The organism is Streptomyces sp. NPDC058470 (assembly GCF_042721055.1).
Taxonomy (GTDB): domain Bacteria; phylum Actinomycetota; class Actinomycetes; order Streptomycetales; family Streptomycetaceae; genus Streptomyces.
In genome coordinates, this window is sequence record NZ_JBHXMF010000083.1 from 13,943 (window position 1) to 32,593 (window position 18,651).

Below are 18,651 nucleotides of genomic sequence, written 5' to 3' on the forward strand. Positions count from 1 at the left end.
GTGGGGGTTTCGCCCCTGTTGCCCCCCCAACCCCCCTGCCCTCGCCGACTTCCTCGTGTGTCTCGGACGATACGTCTCAAGGTGTTTACTGTGAAAGGGAGTTGAACTCACCCGTCACTCCAGCACCCCAGGGGATGGTGGCCTCATTGACGAGCCCCTGACAGAATGCTTGAAGCTTGTAAGTCTGAGCATTCATCGGTTCTCTGCTGACCCCCATCAAGGACAGGGACAACAGTGCTGCGAGCAAGACGCAACAGACCTTCCGTGACCGCCATAGCCGGGGCGTTGACCCTCGCGGCGGCCATGACGACGGGGCTCACCATCGCCCCACCGGCCTCCGCGGACGGCGAGGGTACGGCGGTCGCCGAAGCGACGACCGCGGCCCGGACGGTCACTCTGATCACCGGCGACCACGTACTGCTCGGCCAGGACGGAACGGTCGCGGGAGTCACCCCGGCCAAGGGACGGGAAGCAGTCCCCGTCCAGACCATCGAGAGCGGCGGACACACCTATGTGATCCCCTCCGATGTCGAACCGCTGATCTCCACGGGGAAGCTGGACCGTGAGCTGTTCGACGCGGCGGAGTTGGGCCGCTCCGAGTACGCCGACCTGGCGGGTGGCGGATCACCCGTGATCGTCGAGTACAGCAGGGAGAACCCGGCCGCACGAACCAGCCTGCACGCGCAGACCAGTACGGCCGTCCGGGAGCTCGACGCGGTGGACGGCGAGGCGCTCGTCCTGAGCCCGCAGGAGACGGCCAAGGCGTGGTCGTCGCTCACCGACACCTCGGACGGGGTGAGTGAACTGGCGCCGGGCGTGGCCTCCATCAGCCTCGACAAGGTGGTGAAGGCCGCGCTGGACGTGAGCGTGCCGCAGATCGGCGCGCCTGAGGTGTGGAAGGCGGGTTACGACGGTACCGGCGTGAAGATCGCCATCCTCGACACGGGTATCGACACCAGTCACCCCGACGTGGCCGGCAAGGTCATCGCCCAGCAGAACTTCAGCACTGACGCGGACTTCCAGGACCACAACGGGCACGGCACACACGTCGCCTCGACCGCGGCCGGGACCGGCGCGGCCTCGGACGGCAAGTACCGGGGGGTGGCGCCGGGCGCGGAGCTGCTCAACGGAAAGGTGCTCAACTCCGCCGGATCGGGCCTCACCTCCGACATCGTTGTCGGCATGGAGTGGGCCGTCGAGCAGGGCGCCGACGTCGTGAACATGTCTCTGGGTGGTACCGACACCCTGGGGACCGACCCCCTCGAAGAGACCGTCGACGCGCTGTCCGACCAGGCGTTGTTCGTGGTCGCCGCGGGTAACTCCGGTCCCGCCGCGAGCACCATCGGGACTCCGGGCGTCGCCGAGTCCGCGCTGACCGTCGGCGCCGTCGACAAGCAGAACGTCCTCGCGTCTTTCTCCTCCCGAGGCCCGCGCTTCGAGGACGGGGGCGTCAAGCCCGACGTCACCGCACCGGGCGTGAACATCACCGCCGCCTCGGCCGCGGGCACCCTGCCCGACGCCCCGCATCCCACCCCGGAGTACGTGACCATCAGCGGTACCTCGATGGCCACCCCGCACGTCACAGGTTCGGCGGCGCTCCTTGCCCAGCAGCACCCGGGCTGGAGCGGGCAGCAGATCAAGTCGGCGCTGGTCGGCTCGACCGCCCCGGGCGACTACAGCGTGTTCGAGCAGGGCACCGGCCGGGTCGACCTGGTCCGCGCGACCGGGCAGACCGTCGTGGCGGAGCCCACCTCGCTGAACTTCGGTGCCGTGGCATGGCCGCACACCGACGACGAGCCGTTGACCAAGACGATCACCTATCGCAATGACGGCGACCAGGCGGTGACCCTGGACCTGGCCGCCACCGGCACGAGCCCGAACGGCGCCGCCGCCCCCTTGGGCTTCTTCACCCTCAGCACCTCGCAGGTCACCGTGCCCGCAGGCGGCACGGCCGGCGTCGGCGTGAGCGCGGACACCCGGATCGGGGGAGATGCCGACGGCGCGTACAGCGTCACGGTGACGGCCACCGGCAGCGGTCAGACCGTGCGCAGCGTCGGCGCCGTGGACCGCGCGGCGGCGACGTACGACGTCACCTTCAAGGCCACTGGCCGGGACGGCTCGACGCCCGGCTTCTACGACTGGGCCGCCTACCTTGTCGGCATCGGAAGAGACTCCTTCGATCTGGTCCAGGGAAGCGACGGCACGGGGACAGTACGTGTGGCCGCCGGCGACTACACGGTCGTGGGCAAGACCTTCGCGCGAGGCGGTACCGGCGGTTACGGCCTCGACTACCTCATGGCGCCGAAGCTGACGGTCGATCACGACATGACCATCGAGGTCGATGCCCGGAAGACACAGCCGATCGACCTGTCGCTGCCGGACTCCAAGGCCCTGAGCTTCACTTCGTTCATGTCCACCACAGTCAAGGACGAAGGAACCGGGACGAGCACCACGGTCGGGCTGACGGGGGACCCGGCCGGTACCCGCACCGCCCAGATCGGCGACCCGCTGCCGCCGGGCGAGGTGACCTCTCACTTCGGGTCGCACTGGTACAACGGCGACACCGAGTACCACATCGCGGACACTCTTGAGGACGCCTTCTACACCGGTCACACGCAGCATGTGACCTGGGACGATCTGGCCAAGCTGACGCTGCGGCAAGGTGCGTCGGCAGCCGGAGCCCTGGGGGTGAACTGGACTGTCGCGCCCGATCTCCCGCTCGGCGCAGTGGGGTTCTACACGGAACTGCCGAGCACCAGGACGGTGTACCTGCAGGGCGACTACCGCTGGAGCGAGTACTTTCAGCAGGTCTCACCCACCAACGGCACCGTTCAGGCGGCGTACCGGCTTCCCGACAAGACGTACCCCAGCGGCAGCAGTCACACCGCCACCGTCAACACCGGCGTCTTCGGCCCGGTTCTCGGCGAGGGCCTCGGAAAGGGACTGGTCCGGGACGGCGACACCCTCACCGGCAGCATCGTGCCCTTCGCCGACGGCGAGGGCCACGACGGAGGAAGCGCGTACGACACGGCGTCGACCACGGTCTATCGCAACGGCAAGGAGTACGCGACGGCGGACGGCGTGCTCGACGACGCCGGCTTCCAACTGCCCGCGGACAAGGCGCGCTACCGCGTGGTGACCACCGTCGAGCGGGCCAAGACCGGTGTGGCATCGGTCAGTTCGACGGTCACCTGGCAGGCCGAGTTCACCTCGGGCCACACCGCGACAGCCGTCGCGCTGCCGACGAGCGTCATTCGCTACACCCCGGAGCTCGACCTCGACTCCACGGGCACCGCCGGTGCCAGGCAGTCGGTTCCGGTCACCGTGCAGGGCTCGGCCGCCGGACCTGGTCTGGCGGCACTTCAGGTGTCCGTGTCCTACGACAGCGGCGAGACCTGGCGCCCGCTCGTCGTGCGGCATGGCACGGTGACGGTGGACAACCCGGCCGCGGGAGGCTCGGTCTCCTTCCGGGCCCGGCTGACGGACCGCAAGGGCAGCACCTTCGCCCAGACGATCGTTGACGCCTACCGCACCAAGTGATTCCTTGCGCCCGCGCTGCCGGCCCCGGTCGGCAGCGCGGGCCTCCGCTCGCGGACCAGGAGGCAGTGTTCGCGTCAGTCGGTCACCCGCACCGCCGCCGTCGCACCCGCCCGCACAGTCGGCGTCGCGTAGGTGTACGTCACTCCGTCGACCGTCTTGGTCCGCACGCGCTGTGGGACACCGTTGACCGTGATCTTCTTGTGGACGCCCCGGAAGCGGGCTTCCCACTGGTAGGCGCCGCTGCGCGCGTTGTTCGTCAGCGTGGACTTCGTCGCGCCGTCGTGCCGCACGGTGATCGTGCTCGTGCCGATGGGCACGTCCGCCGTCCGGAGCCACTTCATACCGGACGGGAGCCGCGACTGCGTGGTCACCTTGTGGTTCGCCGCGTCGGGCCGGATGCCCATCAGGCCTTCGACGGTCTGGCTGACCAGGGAGAACGACACCCCGGGATAGTCACCGTTGGGCCCCTGGCTGGAGTTGACGTGCTGGAGTTCCCGCTGGCCGTAGATCTTCTTCATCCACGTCCAGGCGGTGTCGTTGCGGTTGTTCCTGAAGAACATGTCGGGTAGGTACGTCGTCGACTCGATGTTGGGCGATCCCTCCGGCCCCAACTCCTGCGCCTGGACGTAGTCGAGGTAGCGAGGCCACGGTCAGCCGCGTCATCAACCGGCGCCAGGGCGTGTCCCGCAAGACCCGCGAGGCGGTCGAGCAGGCCATGGCCGACCTCGGGTACGAGCGGCAGACGCGGGGTCAACTCATCGCGGCCATCACCGAGTTCGTCTCCAACCCGTTCTTCGCCGACGTCTGCGAACGGATCGAGTCCACCCTCGCCCCGCACGGCCTCAAGACCATCCTGTGCCCGTGCTTCCCGGGCGGAGTACAGGAGTTGGACTTCGTTACCTCACTCGCCGACCGGGGAGTCGCCGCCGTCGTCTTCCTCTCGGCCAGCAACACGATCGAGGGCGCGGACCCGGAGGCGTACGAACTCCTGCGCTCCCGGCGGATCCCGTTCGTCGGCGTCAACGGCCAGTTCGAAGGCGTGGGGGAGGCGCCGGTCTTCTCCACCGATGACCTGCTGGCCGCCGAACTCGCTGTCGACCACCTCCACCGGCTCGGCCACCGCCGCATCGGCATGGCATCGGGCCCGGTCGGCAACCGCCCGGCCGACCGCCGGGTCAGCGGCTTCCTCTCCTCGCTCGCCAAACGCGGTGTCGAGGACCCGGAGCAGTGGGTGGTCCGTCAGTCCTACACCGTGGAGGGCGGCCAGTCCGCCGCGATCTCGCTCCTTGGCCGCGGCGCCACAGCCATCGTCGCCGCCAGCGACTACATGGCCCTGGGCGCTATCCGCGGGGCACGCCGCCAGGGGTACGACGTCCCGCGCGACGTGTCGGTCGTGGGCTACGACGGCGCCATGATCATGGACTTCGTCGACCCGCCGCTCACCACGGTCCGTCAGCCGGCCGACCGCCTGGCCTCGGAAGTGGCCCGGAGTGTCATCGCCCTGGTCGGCAACCGCGACGTCCCCGTCGGTGAACTCCTCTTCGACCCCGAACTGGTGATCCGCGCGAGTACGGCGGCTCCGGGGGCGGAGTGAAGCGGGACCACTGAGCACCTTCGCCCGGTCAGGCGCTTGGCTGCGGGCCGGCGAACGTGGTCAGTATGAGGTCGATGAGCGCCTGGGCGGCGGCGGACGGGCGACGGTCGGACGCTGTGACGAGGGAGATCACGAACGCCGGTTCCGGTCGCACCGGCCGGAGGGCGACCGCACGGGAGCCGGAGGCCAGCGACTCGCTCAGGAACGCGAAGCCGAAACCCGCCCTGACCAGTTCCACGACCGTGGGGACGTCGGCCACCTCCACGGTGACCTCGCGCCGCACCCCGGATTCCAGGAACAGCCGGTCGACGCCGAGCCGAGTGCCCCACCCCGGCGGGAAGTCCACGAACCGCTCGCCGTCGAGTTCGGCGAGCGGGACTACACGGCGGCGGGCCAACGGGTGGTCCTCCGGACAGGCCAGCAGCATCGGCTCTGAGGCCAGCGGGTGCACCGTCAGACCGGGCGGATAGTCGCTGGGAAGGGCGGCGAAGGCCAGATCGAGCCTGCCGTCGATCACCTGGCGCGCCAACTCGGTGGACCCGCCCTGGGCGGCGCTCGGGAGGATCTGCACCTGCGGCCGTTCCCGGTGATAGCGGGTCAGTACGGCGGCCAGGTCGATCAGCGTCATCGAGTGCATGATGCCGACCCGCACGGTCCCGCGGAGCCCGCCGTGCACCGCGGCGACGGCGTCCCGGGCGGCGTCAGCAGCGGCCAGTGCGTTGCGCGCCTCGACGAGCAGCGCCCGGCCGGCGTCGGTGAGCTCGACGTAGTGGGTGGTGCGGTCGAACAGCCGGCCGCCGAGCTCGCGCTCCAGCGACCGGATCGACACGGACAGCGCCGACTGCACGAGGTGCAGGCCTGCTGCGGCGCGGGTGAAGCTGCGCTCCTCGGCGACAGCGACGAAGTGCTCCAGGTGCCGCAGCTCCATGTCATGCTCCAGATTCATCACCGTCATGCCCAGTTTTCGTTGGACAGCATAACCGTGATGGGCGGAGGCTCAGGGGGAGGAGACGCGGCGGCGATGCTGCGCTCACCCCTCGGCCATGCGATAAGGAACCACGTCATGACTTCTGTCGTCACCGTCGGACACGAGCAGGGAGAGGGTCACCCCGCGCACGTGCGGCGACTCCGGCACCATTCGTTCGGGTTCTGGGCCGCCACGGTGGCCTTCCTGCTGAACATGGGGTTCTCGGCAGTACCGACGCCCCTTTATGTGCTCTACCAGCAGCGTGATCATTTCTCCACGATCATGCTGACCGTCGTCTACGCCGTGTACGCGGTCGGGGTGATCGCCAGTCTGTTCTTCGGCGGCCATGTGTCCGACTGGGCGGGCCGCAAGAACGTGTTCGTGCCCGCGCTACTGGTCAACGTGGCCAGCGCGCTGATCTTCCTCTTCGAGCCCAGCCTGCCCGGACTCCTCGTGGCCCGGGTCATCAGCGGGGTGTCGGTCGGTCTGACCACCGCGACGGCCACCGCCTACCTCGCCGAACTGCACCTCGGAGCGTCCGGCGGCGACAAGGGCTCTCCCCGCCGTGCCCAGGTCGTGGCGACCGCGGCGAACCTGGGCGGCATCGGCGTCGGGCCACTGATTTCCGGACTGCTGGCCCAGTACGCGCCGCAACCGCTGCGGCTGCCGTACATCCTGTTCGCCGTTGTCCTGTCCGTGCTTGCCGTACTCGTCGCGGTCTCACCCGAGACCGCCGACCGCCCGGTCCCCGCGCCGCGTTACCGGCCGCAGCGCGTCGCGGTGCCGGGGCACGCCCGCCGGACGTTCTTCGGCGCCATCGCCGCGGGCATGGCAGCGTTCGCGGTCTTCGGTGTGTTCAACTCGCTGGCTCCGTCGTTCCTGGCCGGCACCATGCACCAGGACTCGCACGCGGTGGCCGGCGCCGTGGCGTTCGCCGCGTTCGCCGCGGGCGCGCTCGCCCAGATCGCGATGAGCCGAGCCGGGCTGCAGCGCACTCTGCGCGTCGGCCCGCTGGTACTCGTCCCGGGTCTCGCGCTCCTGGCGGGCGGGATGTGGCTGCCCAGCCTGACGATGTTCGTGATCGGCGGAGTGCTCAGTGGCGCCGGCGGCGGCCTGGCCTTCCGTGGCGCACTCGGCGCCGCCGGATCCACCGCCCCACCCGAGTCACGCGCCGAGGTGCTCGCCGGCTTCTTCCTCGGCGCCTACATCGGACTGTCGGTTCCCGTGGTGGTACTGGGCATCGCCTCCCAGTACGTGGCCGCGCGCACGGTGATGCTCGTGTTCGTGGTGATCGCGGCCATCGCCGTGGTCCTGTGTACGCGCGTCGTGAGTGCGGAACTCAACCGAACCGACCGGGAGCCGGCCCCCGAGCCGTTTCAGGCGTGCTGACTCCGCGCATCGAGATCCGACCCGCGACACCAACCTCGCCACAGCCGTCCCTGCTAGCTGCCGAAACGTGTTCCCAGGCGTTGTGCTTGGTCCTCGGCCAGCGAGGAGTTGAGGTTCTGGATCGTTCGTCGCGTTCCCAGCAAGTGCAGTGACGCCAGCGTCGACCTGTACCTGTCGGCGAACTCCGGATTGCGAGCCAGCGCACCGAACAGCGACTCGTTCTCGATGAAGGCGAGTGGGTTCTCGTACTGCTGACGGGCGCGGGCGACCAGTTCGTCGCGCAGGGCGTCCTGTACTTCGATGGGAGCGCCGCTTTCGTCGACCCCTTCGGCGTAGCGCGCCCAGCAGGCGACGACCGCCGCGGACCTCGCGAACTCGCCTCCGTCGGCGAGGTTCTTGTTGATGACCGGCAGCAGGAATTTCGGGATGCGGTCGGAGGTGAAGGCGCACAGGCGGGCGATGGTGTCGCGGATGAAGGGGTTGGCGAAGCGCTCGATGAGGCTGTGGATGTAGACGTCGAGATCGATACCGGGGACGGGTTTCAGGGTGGGGACGGCTTCGTGGGTCATATAGCCGAGGAGGAACTCGGCAAGCTGGGTGTCGCGGGCCGCTTCGTGTACGTAGGTGTGACCGGCCAGGTGTCCGGCGTAGGCGATGGCCTGGTGGCCCGCGTTGAGGAGACGCAACTTCATCAGCTCGTACGGTTCGACGTCGTCGGTGAGTTGAACGCCCACGGTCTCCCACGGTGGACGGCCGGCCGGGAACGCATCCTCCAGCACCCATTGTGTGTAGGGCTCGCAGACCACTGGCCAGGCGTCGTCGATGCCGTAGTCCTCGGTGAGTTCCGCGATGTCGGCCGGGGTGGTGATCGGGGTGATGCGGTCGACCATCGAGCTGGGGAAGGCGACCTCGGTGCGCACCCGCTCTCCCAGTTCGGCGTCGACGAGTGACGCGAACGCCGAGAACGCCGCGCGGGCGATGCCTCCGTTGGACTGGATGTTGTCGCACGACATGATCGTGAACGGCGCGCGTCCCGCGTCCCAGCGGCGGCGCAGCGCCTCGATGACGTAGCCGAACACCGTGCGTGGCGCTTCGCCCGGCTCACGACGGAGATCCCGGGCGACGTCAGGAGCGGTCGGGTCGAACCGGCCCGTGACGGGGTCGAGGTTGTAGCCGCCCTCGGTGATGGTGAGGGAGACGATGCGGGTGCGCTCGTCGACCAGGACGTCCAGTACGTCGTCCGGTTGGCCGGGTGCGTAGAGGTGGCGCACGATCGACCCGATCACCCGCGCTTCGCGCTGCCCGTCCGTCGCCCGGGTGAGGAGGGTGTAGAGATTGTCCTGCCGCGACAGTACGTCGGACATCACCTGGTCGCTCGGCATCAGACCGATGCCGCAGATGCCCCAGTCGAATGCCTCGCCCTTGTCGAGGAGGCGATCGAGGTACATCGCCTGGTGCGAGCGGTGGAATCCGCCGACGCCGAAGTGAGCGATTCCCGTGGCCACTTGGGTGCGGTCGTACGTCGGTGTCGCGACCCGCTCGTCGACTCCGGCCAGGGACCCGGAATCCAAATGCGTGATCTTCATTGCCCTCGGCTCTCGTTCAGTGCAGGACATAGCCGCCGTCGATGACGACGACCGACCCGGTCATGAACGACGAGGCGTCCGAGGCCAGGTAGACGACACTCGGTGCGATCTCCTCCGGAAGCGCGTACCTCTTCATCGGCGCGTCCTCGATCCAGTGCTGCCGGAACTGTGGCTCATCGACCGCGGCCATCTCCGTCTTCACGTATCCAGGGGCCAGCGCGTTGACCCGGATGCCGTACTCGGCCCACTCGGCCGCCAGCGACTTGGTCAGCTGATGGACGGCCGCCTTCGACGCGTTGTACGAGGGCTGCCACTGCGGCCGGTTCACGATGAGCGAACTGATCGATCCGATGTTGATGATGCTGCCGCCGCCCGTGTCCTTCATGTAGGCGCCGGCCGCCCGGCACATGCGCCACAGTGAGCGCAGATTGACATCGAGGACGAAGTCCCATTCCTCGTCGGGGATTTCGAGCGAGGGCCGGTGGATCGCGATGCCGGCGTTGTTGACCAGGATGTCGAGGCCGCCCAGGCGTTCCACGGCTCCCGCCACGGCCTGTGCGGGGCCGTCGTCCGAGACGAGGTCGACTTCGAAGGCCTGCGCCTTCACGCCGTCCGCGGCCAGCGCGCCGACGGCGGAGGCGTTGCGTTCCGCGTCCCGGGCCACGAACGCGACATCGGCGCCTGCTTCGGCCAGGCCCCGGACGAACGCCAGCCCGAGGCCGCGGTTCCCGCCGGTGACCAGAGCGCGTTTCCCGGACAGGGAAAAGGTGTCGAGTATGGACATCGTTGTTCTCTCCAAGGTTGTGGGGACTGGCGGGAGTGGGGCGGTGGGAACACGGGCCGGGCTGCAGGAGCCGGGCGCAGGGCTGCCACTGTGCCCGGAGCGGAACGCGCCGTCGGCCGACTGCTCTTCAGCTCACCGTCCTCATGACCGGATCCGCCGCGCGAAGCGGCTGATGAAGACGTTCAGCAGCGCGGCCAGCAGCAACAGGCCGCCGAGGGCGAACAGTTGCAGCTTGCTGGACTGTTCGTTGTTGAACAGCAGCAGTATTCCCGCGTTGAGCCACGTCACCAGCAGTGCCGCGAGAGCGACCCCGCCGACGCGGCCGACGCCGCCCGAGATCGCGACGCCGCCCAGAACCGCGACGGTGATCGCGGGAAGCGTCATACCTGCGCCCGAGGTGCCGGCGTCGGTGGTTGCCGAGGCGAACTGAGCGACGGTCACCACCGCCACCAGTCCCGCGATCGTTCCCGACAGCACGTAGGCCGTGAACCGCACGCGTCCCACCGAGATGGCCGCGAACCGGGCGGCGGTCTCGTTCGTGCCGAGTGCGTAAAGCCGGCGGCCGTAGGTGGAGCGGTGCAGCAGGAACCACGCGACCACGGCCGTGGGCAGGAAGACCGTGAGTACCTGAAGCGGAATGTCGGGCACCAGGCCGCCGACCAGTGGCACGGAAACGCTGCGGGTGAGCGACGTCAGATCCTGGATACTGGCCGTCGCGATCGGGGCGCTGTTGTGAATGGTCAGCGCCAGCGCGCTGTAGGCGTAGCTCGTCGCCAGCGTGGCGATCAGCGCAGGGATGCGCAGGACGCCGATGAGCAGGCCGTTGACCGCGCCCAGCACCGCGCCACCGGCCATCGCCGCGACGATCGCCAGCCACAACGGCCAGTGCCAGAAGGCGTATTCGTACCCGAAGACGATACTGACCAGACTCACGGTCCCGCCGACGGACAGATCGATCCCGCCGCGGCCGCCGATGATGACGAAGGCTTCGCCCACGGCCAGCATGAATATCGGCACGAAGTAGGCGAGGTAGCCGGCCAGGTAGCTCGCGCTGAACGGAGCGAGCAGATAGTCACCGACGCTGAGGAAGTGGAACCAGACCAGCAGCACCACCAGCAGGACGATCAGCAGGGCGATCCGGTCGGTGAGCAGCCACCGTATCGCCGCGGAGCGACGGACCCGGCCCTTGGGCGGGGGCAGCGGATCGATGTCGACTGATTCGAAGGGGGCCTCGTCAATGGTCATAGTGCCCTCCTGCGACGCTCCCGCAGAACGTCCGTTCCGACGGCGAGGACGATGAAGATCCCGACGAACAGGTTGGCCAGTTGCGACGGCCAGTTGAGGATCGTCACGGCACTGGTCACGGTACCGACCAACAGGGCACCGAGCAGGGTGCCGAGGACGGTTCCACGGCCACCGAGGATGCTCGTGCCACCGATCACCACTGCCGCGATCACCTTCAGCTCCAGCCCTGTGCCGCTGTTCTGCTGCACGGTGCCGCCGCTGCCGATGAGCACGCATCCGGCAAGGCCGGTCATCACACCGACCAGGACATAGGCGGCGATCACCCGGCGCCTGACCCGGATGCCTGCCAGGCGTGCGGCGTTGGCGTCACCACCGATCGCGTACCAGTGTCGGCCCGAAGGCCGGTGCCGCATGTAGACCCACACCGCTGCGGCGATCAGCATGCTCAGCCACCAGGAGTTCGGCACCCCGAGCAGCCGTCCGCTGCCGCCACCGCCGAGTAGCTGCAAGGTGTCGGGGACACCGTCGAGGTTTCCCGAGCCGAAGATCTCCAGTGAGAGGAACCGGAACAGGTTCAGCGTGGCGAAGGTCATCACGATGGGATGGACCCCGGTCAGCGCGATGACCACGCCGTTGAAGGCGCCCAGCAGGCCGCCTACGACCACGGCTATGAGCAGGGCCGTTCCCATCCCTGCGTGCTGCGTCGTGATGGCCTCGCCGACCACCACCATCACCACGGCAACAGCGCTGCCCACCGAGACGTCGATTCCGCCGGTGACGATCACGGCCGTCATCCCGATCCCGATCAGGGCGACCGGGGCAACCGACGACAGGATGTTCTGAACGTTGACGCCGCTGAGGAAGGTGTCCGTTCCGAGAGCGAGACCCACCCACAGCAAGGCGAGCACGCCGAGGAGTACGAGTTCGGGCCCCTCGACGGCGGCGAGGGCGGTCCGCCACCGCTGTGCGGCGTTCGTCCGCGGCGTGGTCAGCGTGGTCACGACACCACCTCCGTTTCGTCTGCCGCGCCCCCGTCGAGATCGCCGGCGGCGGCGGCCAGGACGTCGACGCCGGGTGTGCCCCGTTCGAAGGACGCGGCCACCGTCCTGTTCCGCATGACGATCAGCCGGTCCGCGAGCGTCAGCGCCTCTTCCAGATCCGTCGAGGAGGCGACGACCGCGCTGCCCGTGGCGGCGAGGTCGAACACACGCCGATGGATCTCGGCCTTCGCGCCGACGTCGACACCTTGGGTGGGTTCCTGCAGGACGAGCACCCGGGGGTGGGTCGCCAACTGCCTGCCGATCACGACCTTCTGCTGGTTGCCGCCGGACAGGGACGCGATGGGCGTCGCGGAGTCCGGCGCCTTCACCGCGAGCCGCGCCATGTACGTCTCGGCGAGGCGTCGCTCGCTGCGTCGTTTCACCCAGGTGAAGCGGCTCAGCCGACTCAGGCTGGACAGGCCGAGGTTGAAGGCGATGCTCTTGTCACCGAAGACGCCCTGCAGTTTCCGGTTCGCCGGAACGAGCCCGATTCCGGCGTTCTGCGCGTCACGGGGGCTGCGCAGCGGAACCCTTCGTCCGTTCACCGTGACCGTGCCGGCGGTCGGCGGCAGGATGCCGAACAGACTCTGGGCCAGTTCGTCGTTGCCGGAGCCCACCAGGCCGTAGACGGCGACGATCTCGCCCGCCGAAACGTCGAAGGTGACATCGCGGAAGGCGGAGCGGTACCCGAGCCCGGCGACCTTGAGCAACGCCTCGCCGGATGGGGCCTCGCGCCGGCGGTCGCTCGTGACGACCTGTTTGCCGACCATCAGTCGGGCGATCTCGCGGATCGTCGTCGCGGCGACATCGCGTGTCGCGACCACTTCGCCGTCGCGCAGCACCGTGACGTGATCGGCGATGCGCTTGATCTCGTCGAGCCGGTGACTGATGTAGATGACGCCCACTCCGGCGCGGCGACTCGCCTGGATGGCCTTGAACAGCAGCTCGATGTCGTGGTCGACAAGGATGGCGGACGGTTCGTCGAGGATCAGGACGCGCGGTTTGCGGATGAGTGCCTTGGCGATCGACACGAGCTGCTGCTCGGCCACTCGCAGGTCCCCGGCCCTGACGTCCGCGATGCGTGTATCCATGCCGAGGAGCTGGAAGGCGGCCTCGGCCTCGGCGCGCTGCCGCCTCCAGTCGACCCTTCCCCGAGTGCGCAGCTCGCGGCCGATGTACACGTTCTCGACCACGGTGAGTTCGGCGAACAGCTGGGGCTCCTGGTACACGGTCGCGATGCCGACATCCAGCGCCGCCACGGTGCTGCCCTTCCCCAGTGGCGTGTCGCCCAGTTCGATGCTGCCGGCATCCGGCGTCTCGGCGCCGGAGACGATACGGATGAGAGTGGATTTGCCGGCGCCGTTCTCGCCGACGAGTGCGTGCACTTCACCGCTGCGGACTTCGAAGTCGACACCCCGCAGTGCCCGTACACCGCCGTACGCCTTCTGAATGCCGGAGAGCCGCAGAAGGGCTCGTTCGGACGCGGAGTCCCGGGCAGCCTCGTGCTGGGGTGGTGTCATCGAGGCGTCCTCGGCTTGCTCGATCGTGTACTCATTCGGTTTCATCTGGCCTCATTGGGAGGCCGGGATGCCGCTCGCCCGAGCGGCCCCGGCTTCCGGATTCAGTAGTCGTACTTACCGACGTTGGCCTTGGTCAGGATGAGCGGAGGGCCGAGCAACACGGTCGGCACGCCGTCCATGACGCCTTCCTTGACCGCAGGGAGGCTGGAGGAGACGTCGTTCACCGGCTGCAGGGTTTTGCCCGTGGCGAGTTGGTAGCCGGTCCAGGCCGTGAGGTATCCGAGGGCCTGGACGTCCCAGAGGACCGAGGCGCTCGAAGACCCGTTGTTCAGGAACGGCTGCATGCTCTTCGGTGTGCCGACGCCGACCGTGAAGACCTTGCCGATCTTCCCGGTCTCCTGCACCGCCTGGGCCACACCGGGCGCCGAGGTGGTGCACTCGCCGACCAGGCCCTTGATGTTGGGATGTGCGGCCATCAGCGACTTGGCCATCGTCACGGCCTGTGCCTGGTCCTCGCTGGCGTATACGACGCTGTCGAGCTTGAGTCCCGGGTACTTCTTGGCGGCGTACGACTTCTGGACGGCGATCCAGGCGTTCAGATTCGCCGCGGTCTGCCCGCAGGAGACGATGGCGTATTCGCCCGTGTCTCCCATCCCCTTCACCATCTGGTCGACCAGGGCCTCGCCGATGGCCTGCGCCGTGCCCTGGTTCACGAAAACAGACCGTACGGAGTTCGGGGCGTCGCTGTCGGACGTGATGACCTTGATGCCCGCGGCCTTGGCCTGTGCCAGCACCGGGGCCAGTGAGTCGGGATCGTCGGGGGCGACAGCGATGACGTCCACCTTCTGCTGGATCAGGGACTGGACGATGCCGGCCTGGGCGGCGGGGTCCGCGGTGGGAGGTGCGTTGAGGACCCACTTGAAACCGAGGGCCTTGGCCGCGGCCTCGGCACCGGTGTTCATGGCGTCGTAGTACGCGGCCTGCAACTTGGGGACGAAGGCCACCGTGACCGACGACGTCGAACCGCTGGAGGTGCTGGAGGCGCCGGAGCTGTTCGAACCCTGCTTCGTGCACGCCGCCGCTGTCATACAGAGCGCCGCGCCCACGACTGCGGCCAGTGGGCCCCGTATCCGTCTGTCGTTGAAGGTGACCATCGATCCACTCCCTTGTGCGATGACCCGCATCTGGTGGGGCAGGCGGTTGTGATCTCGTGTCCGGCCCGGGTTCGCATCACGCCGACGACGTTCAACCTCTTGCGTGACCGTTTCATATATCGTACTCTCGCCCGAGATGGTGAACGCACATTAAGTCAGGGTTTCGGGGACGTCAACACCTTGGCTGGAGGGGAACGGATGACGCCGTCGGAGAAGAAGCACCGCGTACCCGCGGTCTCGCGCACAGCGCTCGTGCTCGACGCGCTCGCCGCCGCCGACCGGCCCTGCGGCCTTGCCGAGCTCACCGCACTGACCGGAGCGCCGAAGAGCAGCGTGCTCGGCATCTGCCGCGCGCTCACGGAGGAGCGACTGCTCACCCGGGGCGTGGACGGCAGCTACGCGTTCGGGCCGCGGCTGTACGAGTTGGCCTCGATGGCGCGGACGCAGAGCCAGACCGTCCGGCGGGTGGGGTTCACCTATCCGGAGAACGAGCCGTTCTTCCTCGCCGAGTGCCATCGCCTCGGCGAGGAAGCCAGAGCCCGGGGCATCCAGGTGGACGTTCGCTGTGCGAACAGGTCCACGGAGAGCCAGATCAGACACATCGCGGACTTCGTCGACGCGGGCGTCGACCTGATCCTGGTGGAGCCGGTTGCGTCCGACGGACTGGTGGACGTGTTGAGCAGAGCGAAAGCCGCGCACATCGCCGTCGTGGCCGTCGGCAGCTCGACATCGGGCGCCGACGCGGTCGTCGCGACCGACAACACCAAAGCGGGCGCTCTCGCCGCCGGTCTGATCGCGCGGGTGCTGGGCGGCAAGGGAACAGTGGCGCTCGTCGACGGGATCGCCATCACCGCCAATGCCGACAGAATCTCCGGATTCCTCGGTGCGATGGCCGAGTATCCGAACATGAGGACCGTGATCGGCGCCCCCGGCGCGCTGAACGAGGAATCCGGCGAGTCGGCGGCACGGCAGATCCTGAAATCGGGGGAAGCAATCGACGGCATCTTCGCGGCGAACGACCAGATCGGCCTGGGTATAGCGAAGGTCCTGGTGGAAGAGGGAAAGCCGGTACCGATTGTCGCAGTTGACGGTGCCCGGCAGGCGGTCGAGCAGATCCTGGCCGGCGGGCCGCTCATCGGATCGGCCGCGCAGGATCCGCAGCGCCTGCTCAGTGTGGCGCTCGAACTGGGCGTGGCCCTGCGGTCCGGTTCGGGGCGAGTCCAGCGAGCGGTGTTCCTGCCGCCCCAGATACTCGACCGCAACAACGCGAAGGACTACGAGACATGGGGATAGAGCAACCGCGCCGCACCCCGGCCGTCCACCGAGCCGTCGATGTCCTCGACGCGGTGAGCCACAACGTTGCCACGACACCGGCCGCGCTGGCCGCCGAACTGACCATGGCGAAAAGCTCGATCGGCGATCTTGTCGAGGCGCTGGAAGTCGAGAATCTGCTGCGCCGGGCCATCAACGGGAATCTGCGGTTGGGGGTCCGTCTCGCCGCGACGACCGCCGGCACGTCACAGGATCCCACGCTGGTCGAGCGCGCCCTACGGGTTCTCGGACAGATTGCGTTCTTCGACAGTCACACGGTTTCGTTCGTGCGCGTCGTCGGGCTCCACGCACTGTGCGTGGACGTTCGAATGGGGCAGCACCCCCTCGCGTTGACACCGCGCCCCGGGCAGTCCAGGCCGGTGACCGACAGCGCCGGCGCGGCGGCCGTACTACGGAGTGTTCCCGAAAGGGCGGCGCGTGAACTGGTGGGCCAATACGCCGACCACCAGGGAATCACCCCGCAGAGCATCCAGGACGCGCTGACCGTGATCGCGGCCGTGGACCACAACGATGCACGCGTCGCACGACTGACTGATTCCTACGGAATCGTCCAGCTCGGGATTCGGGTCGGTGCCGACAACTCCGACGACCACATTGCCGCCGTTCTCCACCTGCCGGATCGGCTGGCCGGCCCTGCGACGTTTCTCCGCGGCTCGGCCGCGCTGACGGATCTGGCCGACACAGTGAGTTCACGGGCCTGAACGCCGGTGCTCTGCCTGGTGGTGCGGCCAACCGCGGCACTGGCGCCGGGTTCCTGGGGAGCACTGCGGCGCCGAGTGGGCCACCGTCCGGCGCCGCCGCGATATCTGTCATCCGTACGCCGTTCGCGGCTCGTCCCCGGCGTTCGTCCGCAAGGGTGGCCGCGAAGCATCGCGTGGATCGACCCCCTAGGCTGCCATCCGACACCATCCCCGGACCCGATCCCAGGAGCGCGCACCGTGTTCGACCCCGTACCGGCACACCCGTATCCCGATGGCGACCGACCGGACGAGGCGCCCGCCCCGCACGCGCTGCTCTCACCCGTGGTCGGCCTCCTGGGTACCTGGTACGGGCAGGGGCAGGGCGGGTACCCCACGATCGTCGAGGACTTCGCGTACGCGCAGGAGGTCACCTTCAGTCACGACGGCCGCCCCTTCCTCCGATACGAGGCCCGTGCCTGGCTGTTGGATGCCGACGGTGCACCGCTGCGCCCGTCGGCCAGGGAGAGCGGCTGGTGGCGGCTCCAGCCCGACGGCCTGGTGGAGGCACTGATCACCCAGCCAACGGGTATCGCGGAGATCGCGGTGGGCCTGGCGACCGACAACACGGTCGACCTCGCCACCCACGAGGTGGCGCTCACCCCCACCGCGAAGGAGGTCAACGCGACTCGTCGCCGCTACGCGCTGACAGACGACGACACGCTCACCTTCGTCCACGATCTCGCTGCGGTCGGTGAGCCGTTGCAGCACCATCTCTCGGCACGGCTACGACGCCGGGGTTAGCCGGCGACCGCTTCAGAGCTGGTGGCGGCCGGTCAGGGGATGCGTGCGACGGCGGTGTAGACACCGTTTCCCTCGAGCTCCGGCGCCGGCGTCGACTTGAACCATTCCGGGGCCGTCGTCAGGCCGGGATCGATCAGTTCCAGGCCGTCGAAGAAGCGGCTGACCTCCGGGCGGGTGCGGAAGGCGAGCGCTATGCCGCCCTTGGCGTATTGGGCGGTGACCTGCGCCGCCAACTCCGGGTAGAGGTCGGACGCGGCATGTGACAGCACGAGATAGCTGCCCGAGGGGAGGGTCGCGACCAGGTTGCGGACGATGCCGTGCGCGTCCTGCTCGTCGGTGATGAAATGCATCAGGGCGATCAGCGACAGCGCGATCGGCCGGTCGAAGTCCAGTACGGCACGGGCGCGTTCGAGAATCGCGTCGGGCTGCCGCACATCGGCCTGGATGTAGTCGGTGGCCCCCTCGACAGTGCTGATCAGCAGCGCTTCGGCATGCCGCAGCACGATCGGGTCGTTGTCGGTGTAGACGACCTTCGCGGCCGGCGCGATCTTCTGGACGATCTGGTGCAGATTCGGCTGCGTGGGGATGCCGGTGCCGATGTCGAGGAACTGGTCGATACCCTGGCCGGCGAGCCAGGCGGCCGCGCGGTGCATGAACTGACGGTTCTGGCGGGCCGCGTCACGCGCTTCGGCCGGCAGTTTCTCACCCAGGGCCTCATCGACGGGGTAGTTGTCCTTGCCGCCCAGGAGCCAGTCGTAGACCCTCGCGGGATGCGCCTTGCTGGTGTCGATCTGCGGCGGGCGGGGAGTGTCGGTCGTCATGGCAGGCTCCGGCGTGAGCAGGGATCATCAACGATGGTGATCACCGTAGTCTGGCACAGCATTTCGACTGACTGTAAAGGGACTTGGCGGATACCGGCCGGGGGGCCGCCGTGTCGTCGCCGACGCTGCCCGTGCCGGTTCTCGGCGGAATCCGGGCATCTGCGCGGGGCGACCGGTCCGGGGGAGCCCGGACCGGCC

General features: G+C 68.5%; 15 protein-coding genes. 6 read left to right on the top strand and 9 right to left on the bottom strand.

Features of this window, described 5'->3' with window-relative positions; genetic code table 11:
* The first annotated feature begins 264 nt into the window (after nt 1-264).
* Entirely contained in the window at nt 265-3,540 is a 3,276-nt protein-coding gene (locus ACFWP7_RS38705) for a S8 family serine peptidase (protein ID WP_384391982.1), read from the top strand.
* 74 nt (nt 3,541-3,614) lie between these two features.
* Here ACFWP7_RS38705 and ACFWP7_RS38710 read toward each other — a convergent pair whose 3' ends face one another.
* The gene (locus ACFWP7_RS38710; RefSeq protein ID WP_384391985.1) at nt 3,615-4,100 is read right to left on the bottom strand and encodes a hypothetical protein; all 486 of its coding nucleotides are present in this window, start codon (nt 4,098-4,100) and stop codon (nt 3,615-3,617) included.
* Nucleotides 4,101-4,219: 119 nt separating this feature from the next.
* Between ACFWP7_RS38710 and ACFWP7_RS38715 the strand changes: the two genes are divergently transcribed.
* The gene (locus tag ACFWP7_RS38715) at nt 4,220-5,134 is read left to right on the top strand and encodes a LacI family DNA-binding transcriptional regulator (protein WP_384391988.1); all 915 of its coding nucleotides are present in this window, start codon (nt 4,220-4,222) and stop codon (nt 5,132-5,134) included.
* A gap of 28 nt (nt 5,135-5,162) precedes the next feature.
* On the opposite strand, the gene ACFWP7_RS38720 is transcribed toward ACFWP7_RS38715, so the two are convergent.
* Nucleotides 5,163-6,089 (bottom strand): LysR family transcriptional regulator, encoded by a 927-nt coding sequence (locus tag ACFWP7_RS38720; RefSeq protein WP_384391991.1) that lies wholly within the window; start codon nt 6,087-6,089, stop codon nt 5,163-5,165.
* Between the two features lie 108 nt (nt 6,090-6,197).
* Here ACFWP7_RS38720 and ACFWP7_RS38725 point away from each other — a divergent pair, with 108 nt between their 5' ends.
* The gene (locus ACFWP7_RS38725; RefSeq protein ID WP_384391994.1) at nt 6,198-7,490 is read left to right on the top strand and encodes an MFS transporter; all 1,293 of its coding nucleotides are present in this window, start codon (nt 6,198-6,200) and stop codon (nt 7,488-7,490) included.
* Between the two features lie 53 nt (nt 7,491-7,543).
* Here the strand turns inward: ACFWP7_RS38725 and ACFWP7_RS38730 are convergent, their stop codons facing one another.
* The 6 genes from ACFWP7_RS38730 to ACFWP7_RS38755 all read right to left on the bottom strand — a co-directional run bounded on the left by ACFWP7_RS38730 (nt 7,544) and on the right by ACFWP7_RS38755 (nt 14,819).
* A complete protein-coding gene (locus tag ACFWP7_RS38730; RefSeq protein ID WP_384391997.1) occupies nt 7,544-9,076 on the bottom strand; it encodes a mannitol dehydrogenase family protein in 1,533 nt (510 codons plus the stop codon).
* 16 nt (nt 9,077-9,092) lie between these two features.
* A complete protein-coding gene (locus tag ACFWP7_RS38735) occupies nt 9,093-9,860 on the bottom strand; it encodes an SDR family NAD(P)-dependent oxidoreductase (protein WP_384392000.1) in 768 nt (255 codons plus the stop codon).
* Nucleotides 9,861-10,001: 141 nt separating this feature from the next.
* Nucleotides 10,002-11,105 (bottom strand): ABC transporter permease, encoded by a 1,104-nt coding sequence (locus ACFWP7_RS38740; RefSeq protein ID WP_384392002.1) that lies wholly within the window; start codon nt 11,103-11,105, stop codon nt 10,002-10,004.
* The gene (locus ACFWP7_RS38745) at nt 11,102-12,106 is read right to left on the bottom strand and encodes an ABC transporter permease (protein WP_384392005.1); all 1,005 of its coding nucleotides are present in this window, start codon (nt 12,104-12,106) and stop codon (nt 11,102-11,104) included. The genes ACFWP7_RS38740 and ACFWP7_RS38745 overlap by 4 nt, the downstream gene beginning before the upstream one ends.
* Complete coding sequence (locus ACFWP7_RS38750; protein WP_384392008.1) at nt 12,103-13,710, bottom strand: sugar ABC transporter ATP-binding protein; 1,608 nt, start codon at nt 13,708-13,710, stop codon at nt 12,103-12,105. The genes ACFWP7_RS38745 and ACFWP7_RS38750 overlap by 4 nt, the downstream gene beginning before the upstream one ends.
* 56 nt (nt 13,711-13,766) lie before the next feature.
* Entirely contained in the window at nt 13,767-14,819 is a 1,053-nt protein-coding gene (locus ACFWP7_RS38755; RefSeq protein ID WP_384392011.1) for an autoinducer 2 ABC transporter substrate-binding protein, read from the bottom strand.
* A 198-nt stretch (nt 14,820-15,017) separates the two neighbouring features.
* Here ACFWP7_RS38755 and ACFWP7_RS38760 point away from each other — a divergent pair, with 198 nt between their 5' ends.
* The 3 genes from ACFWP7_RS38760 (at nt 15,018) to ACFWP7_RS38770 (ending at nt 17,632) form a co-directional block, all read left to right on the top strand.
* Nucleotides 15,018-16,112 (top strand): substrate-binding domain-containing protein, encoded by a 1,095-nt coding sequence (locus ACFWP7_RS38760; protein WP_384392014.1) that lies wholly within the window; start codon nt 15,018-15,020, stop codon nt 16,110-16,112.
* Nucleotides 16,103-16,852, top strand: a complete 750-nt coding sequence (locus ACFWP7_RS38765) for a hypothetical protein (protein ID WP_384392016.1) — start codon at nt 16,103-16,105, stop codon at nt 16,850-16,852. The genes ACFWP7_RS38760 and ACFWP7_RS38765 overlap by 10 nt, the downstream gene beginning before the upstream one ends.
* A gap of 237 nt (nt 16,853-17,089) precedes the next feature.
* The gene (locus ACFWP7_RS38770; RefSeq protein WP_384392018.1) at nt 17,090-17,632 is read left to right on the top strand and encodes an FABP family protein; all 543 of its coding nucleotides are present in this window, start codon (nt 17,090-17,092) and stop codon (nt 17,630-17,632) included.
* A 32-nt stretch (nt 17,633-17,664) separates the two neighbouring features.
* Here the strand turns inward: ACFWP7_RS38770 and ACFWP7_RS38775 are convergent, their stop codons facing one another.
* Entirely contained in the window at nt 17,665-18,453 is a 789-nt protein-coding gene (locus tag ACFWP7_RS38775) for an SAM-dependent methyltransferase (protein ID WP_384392020.1), read from the bottom strand.
* Between the last annotated feature and the right edge of the window lie 198 nt (nt 18,454-18,651).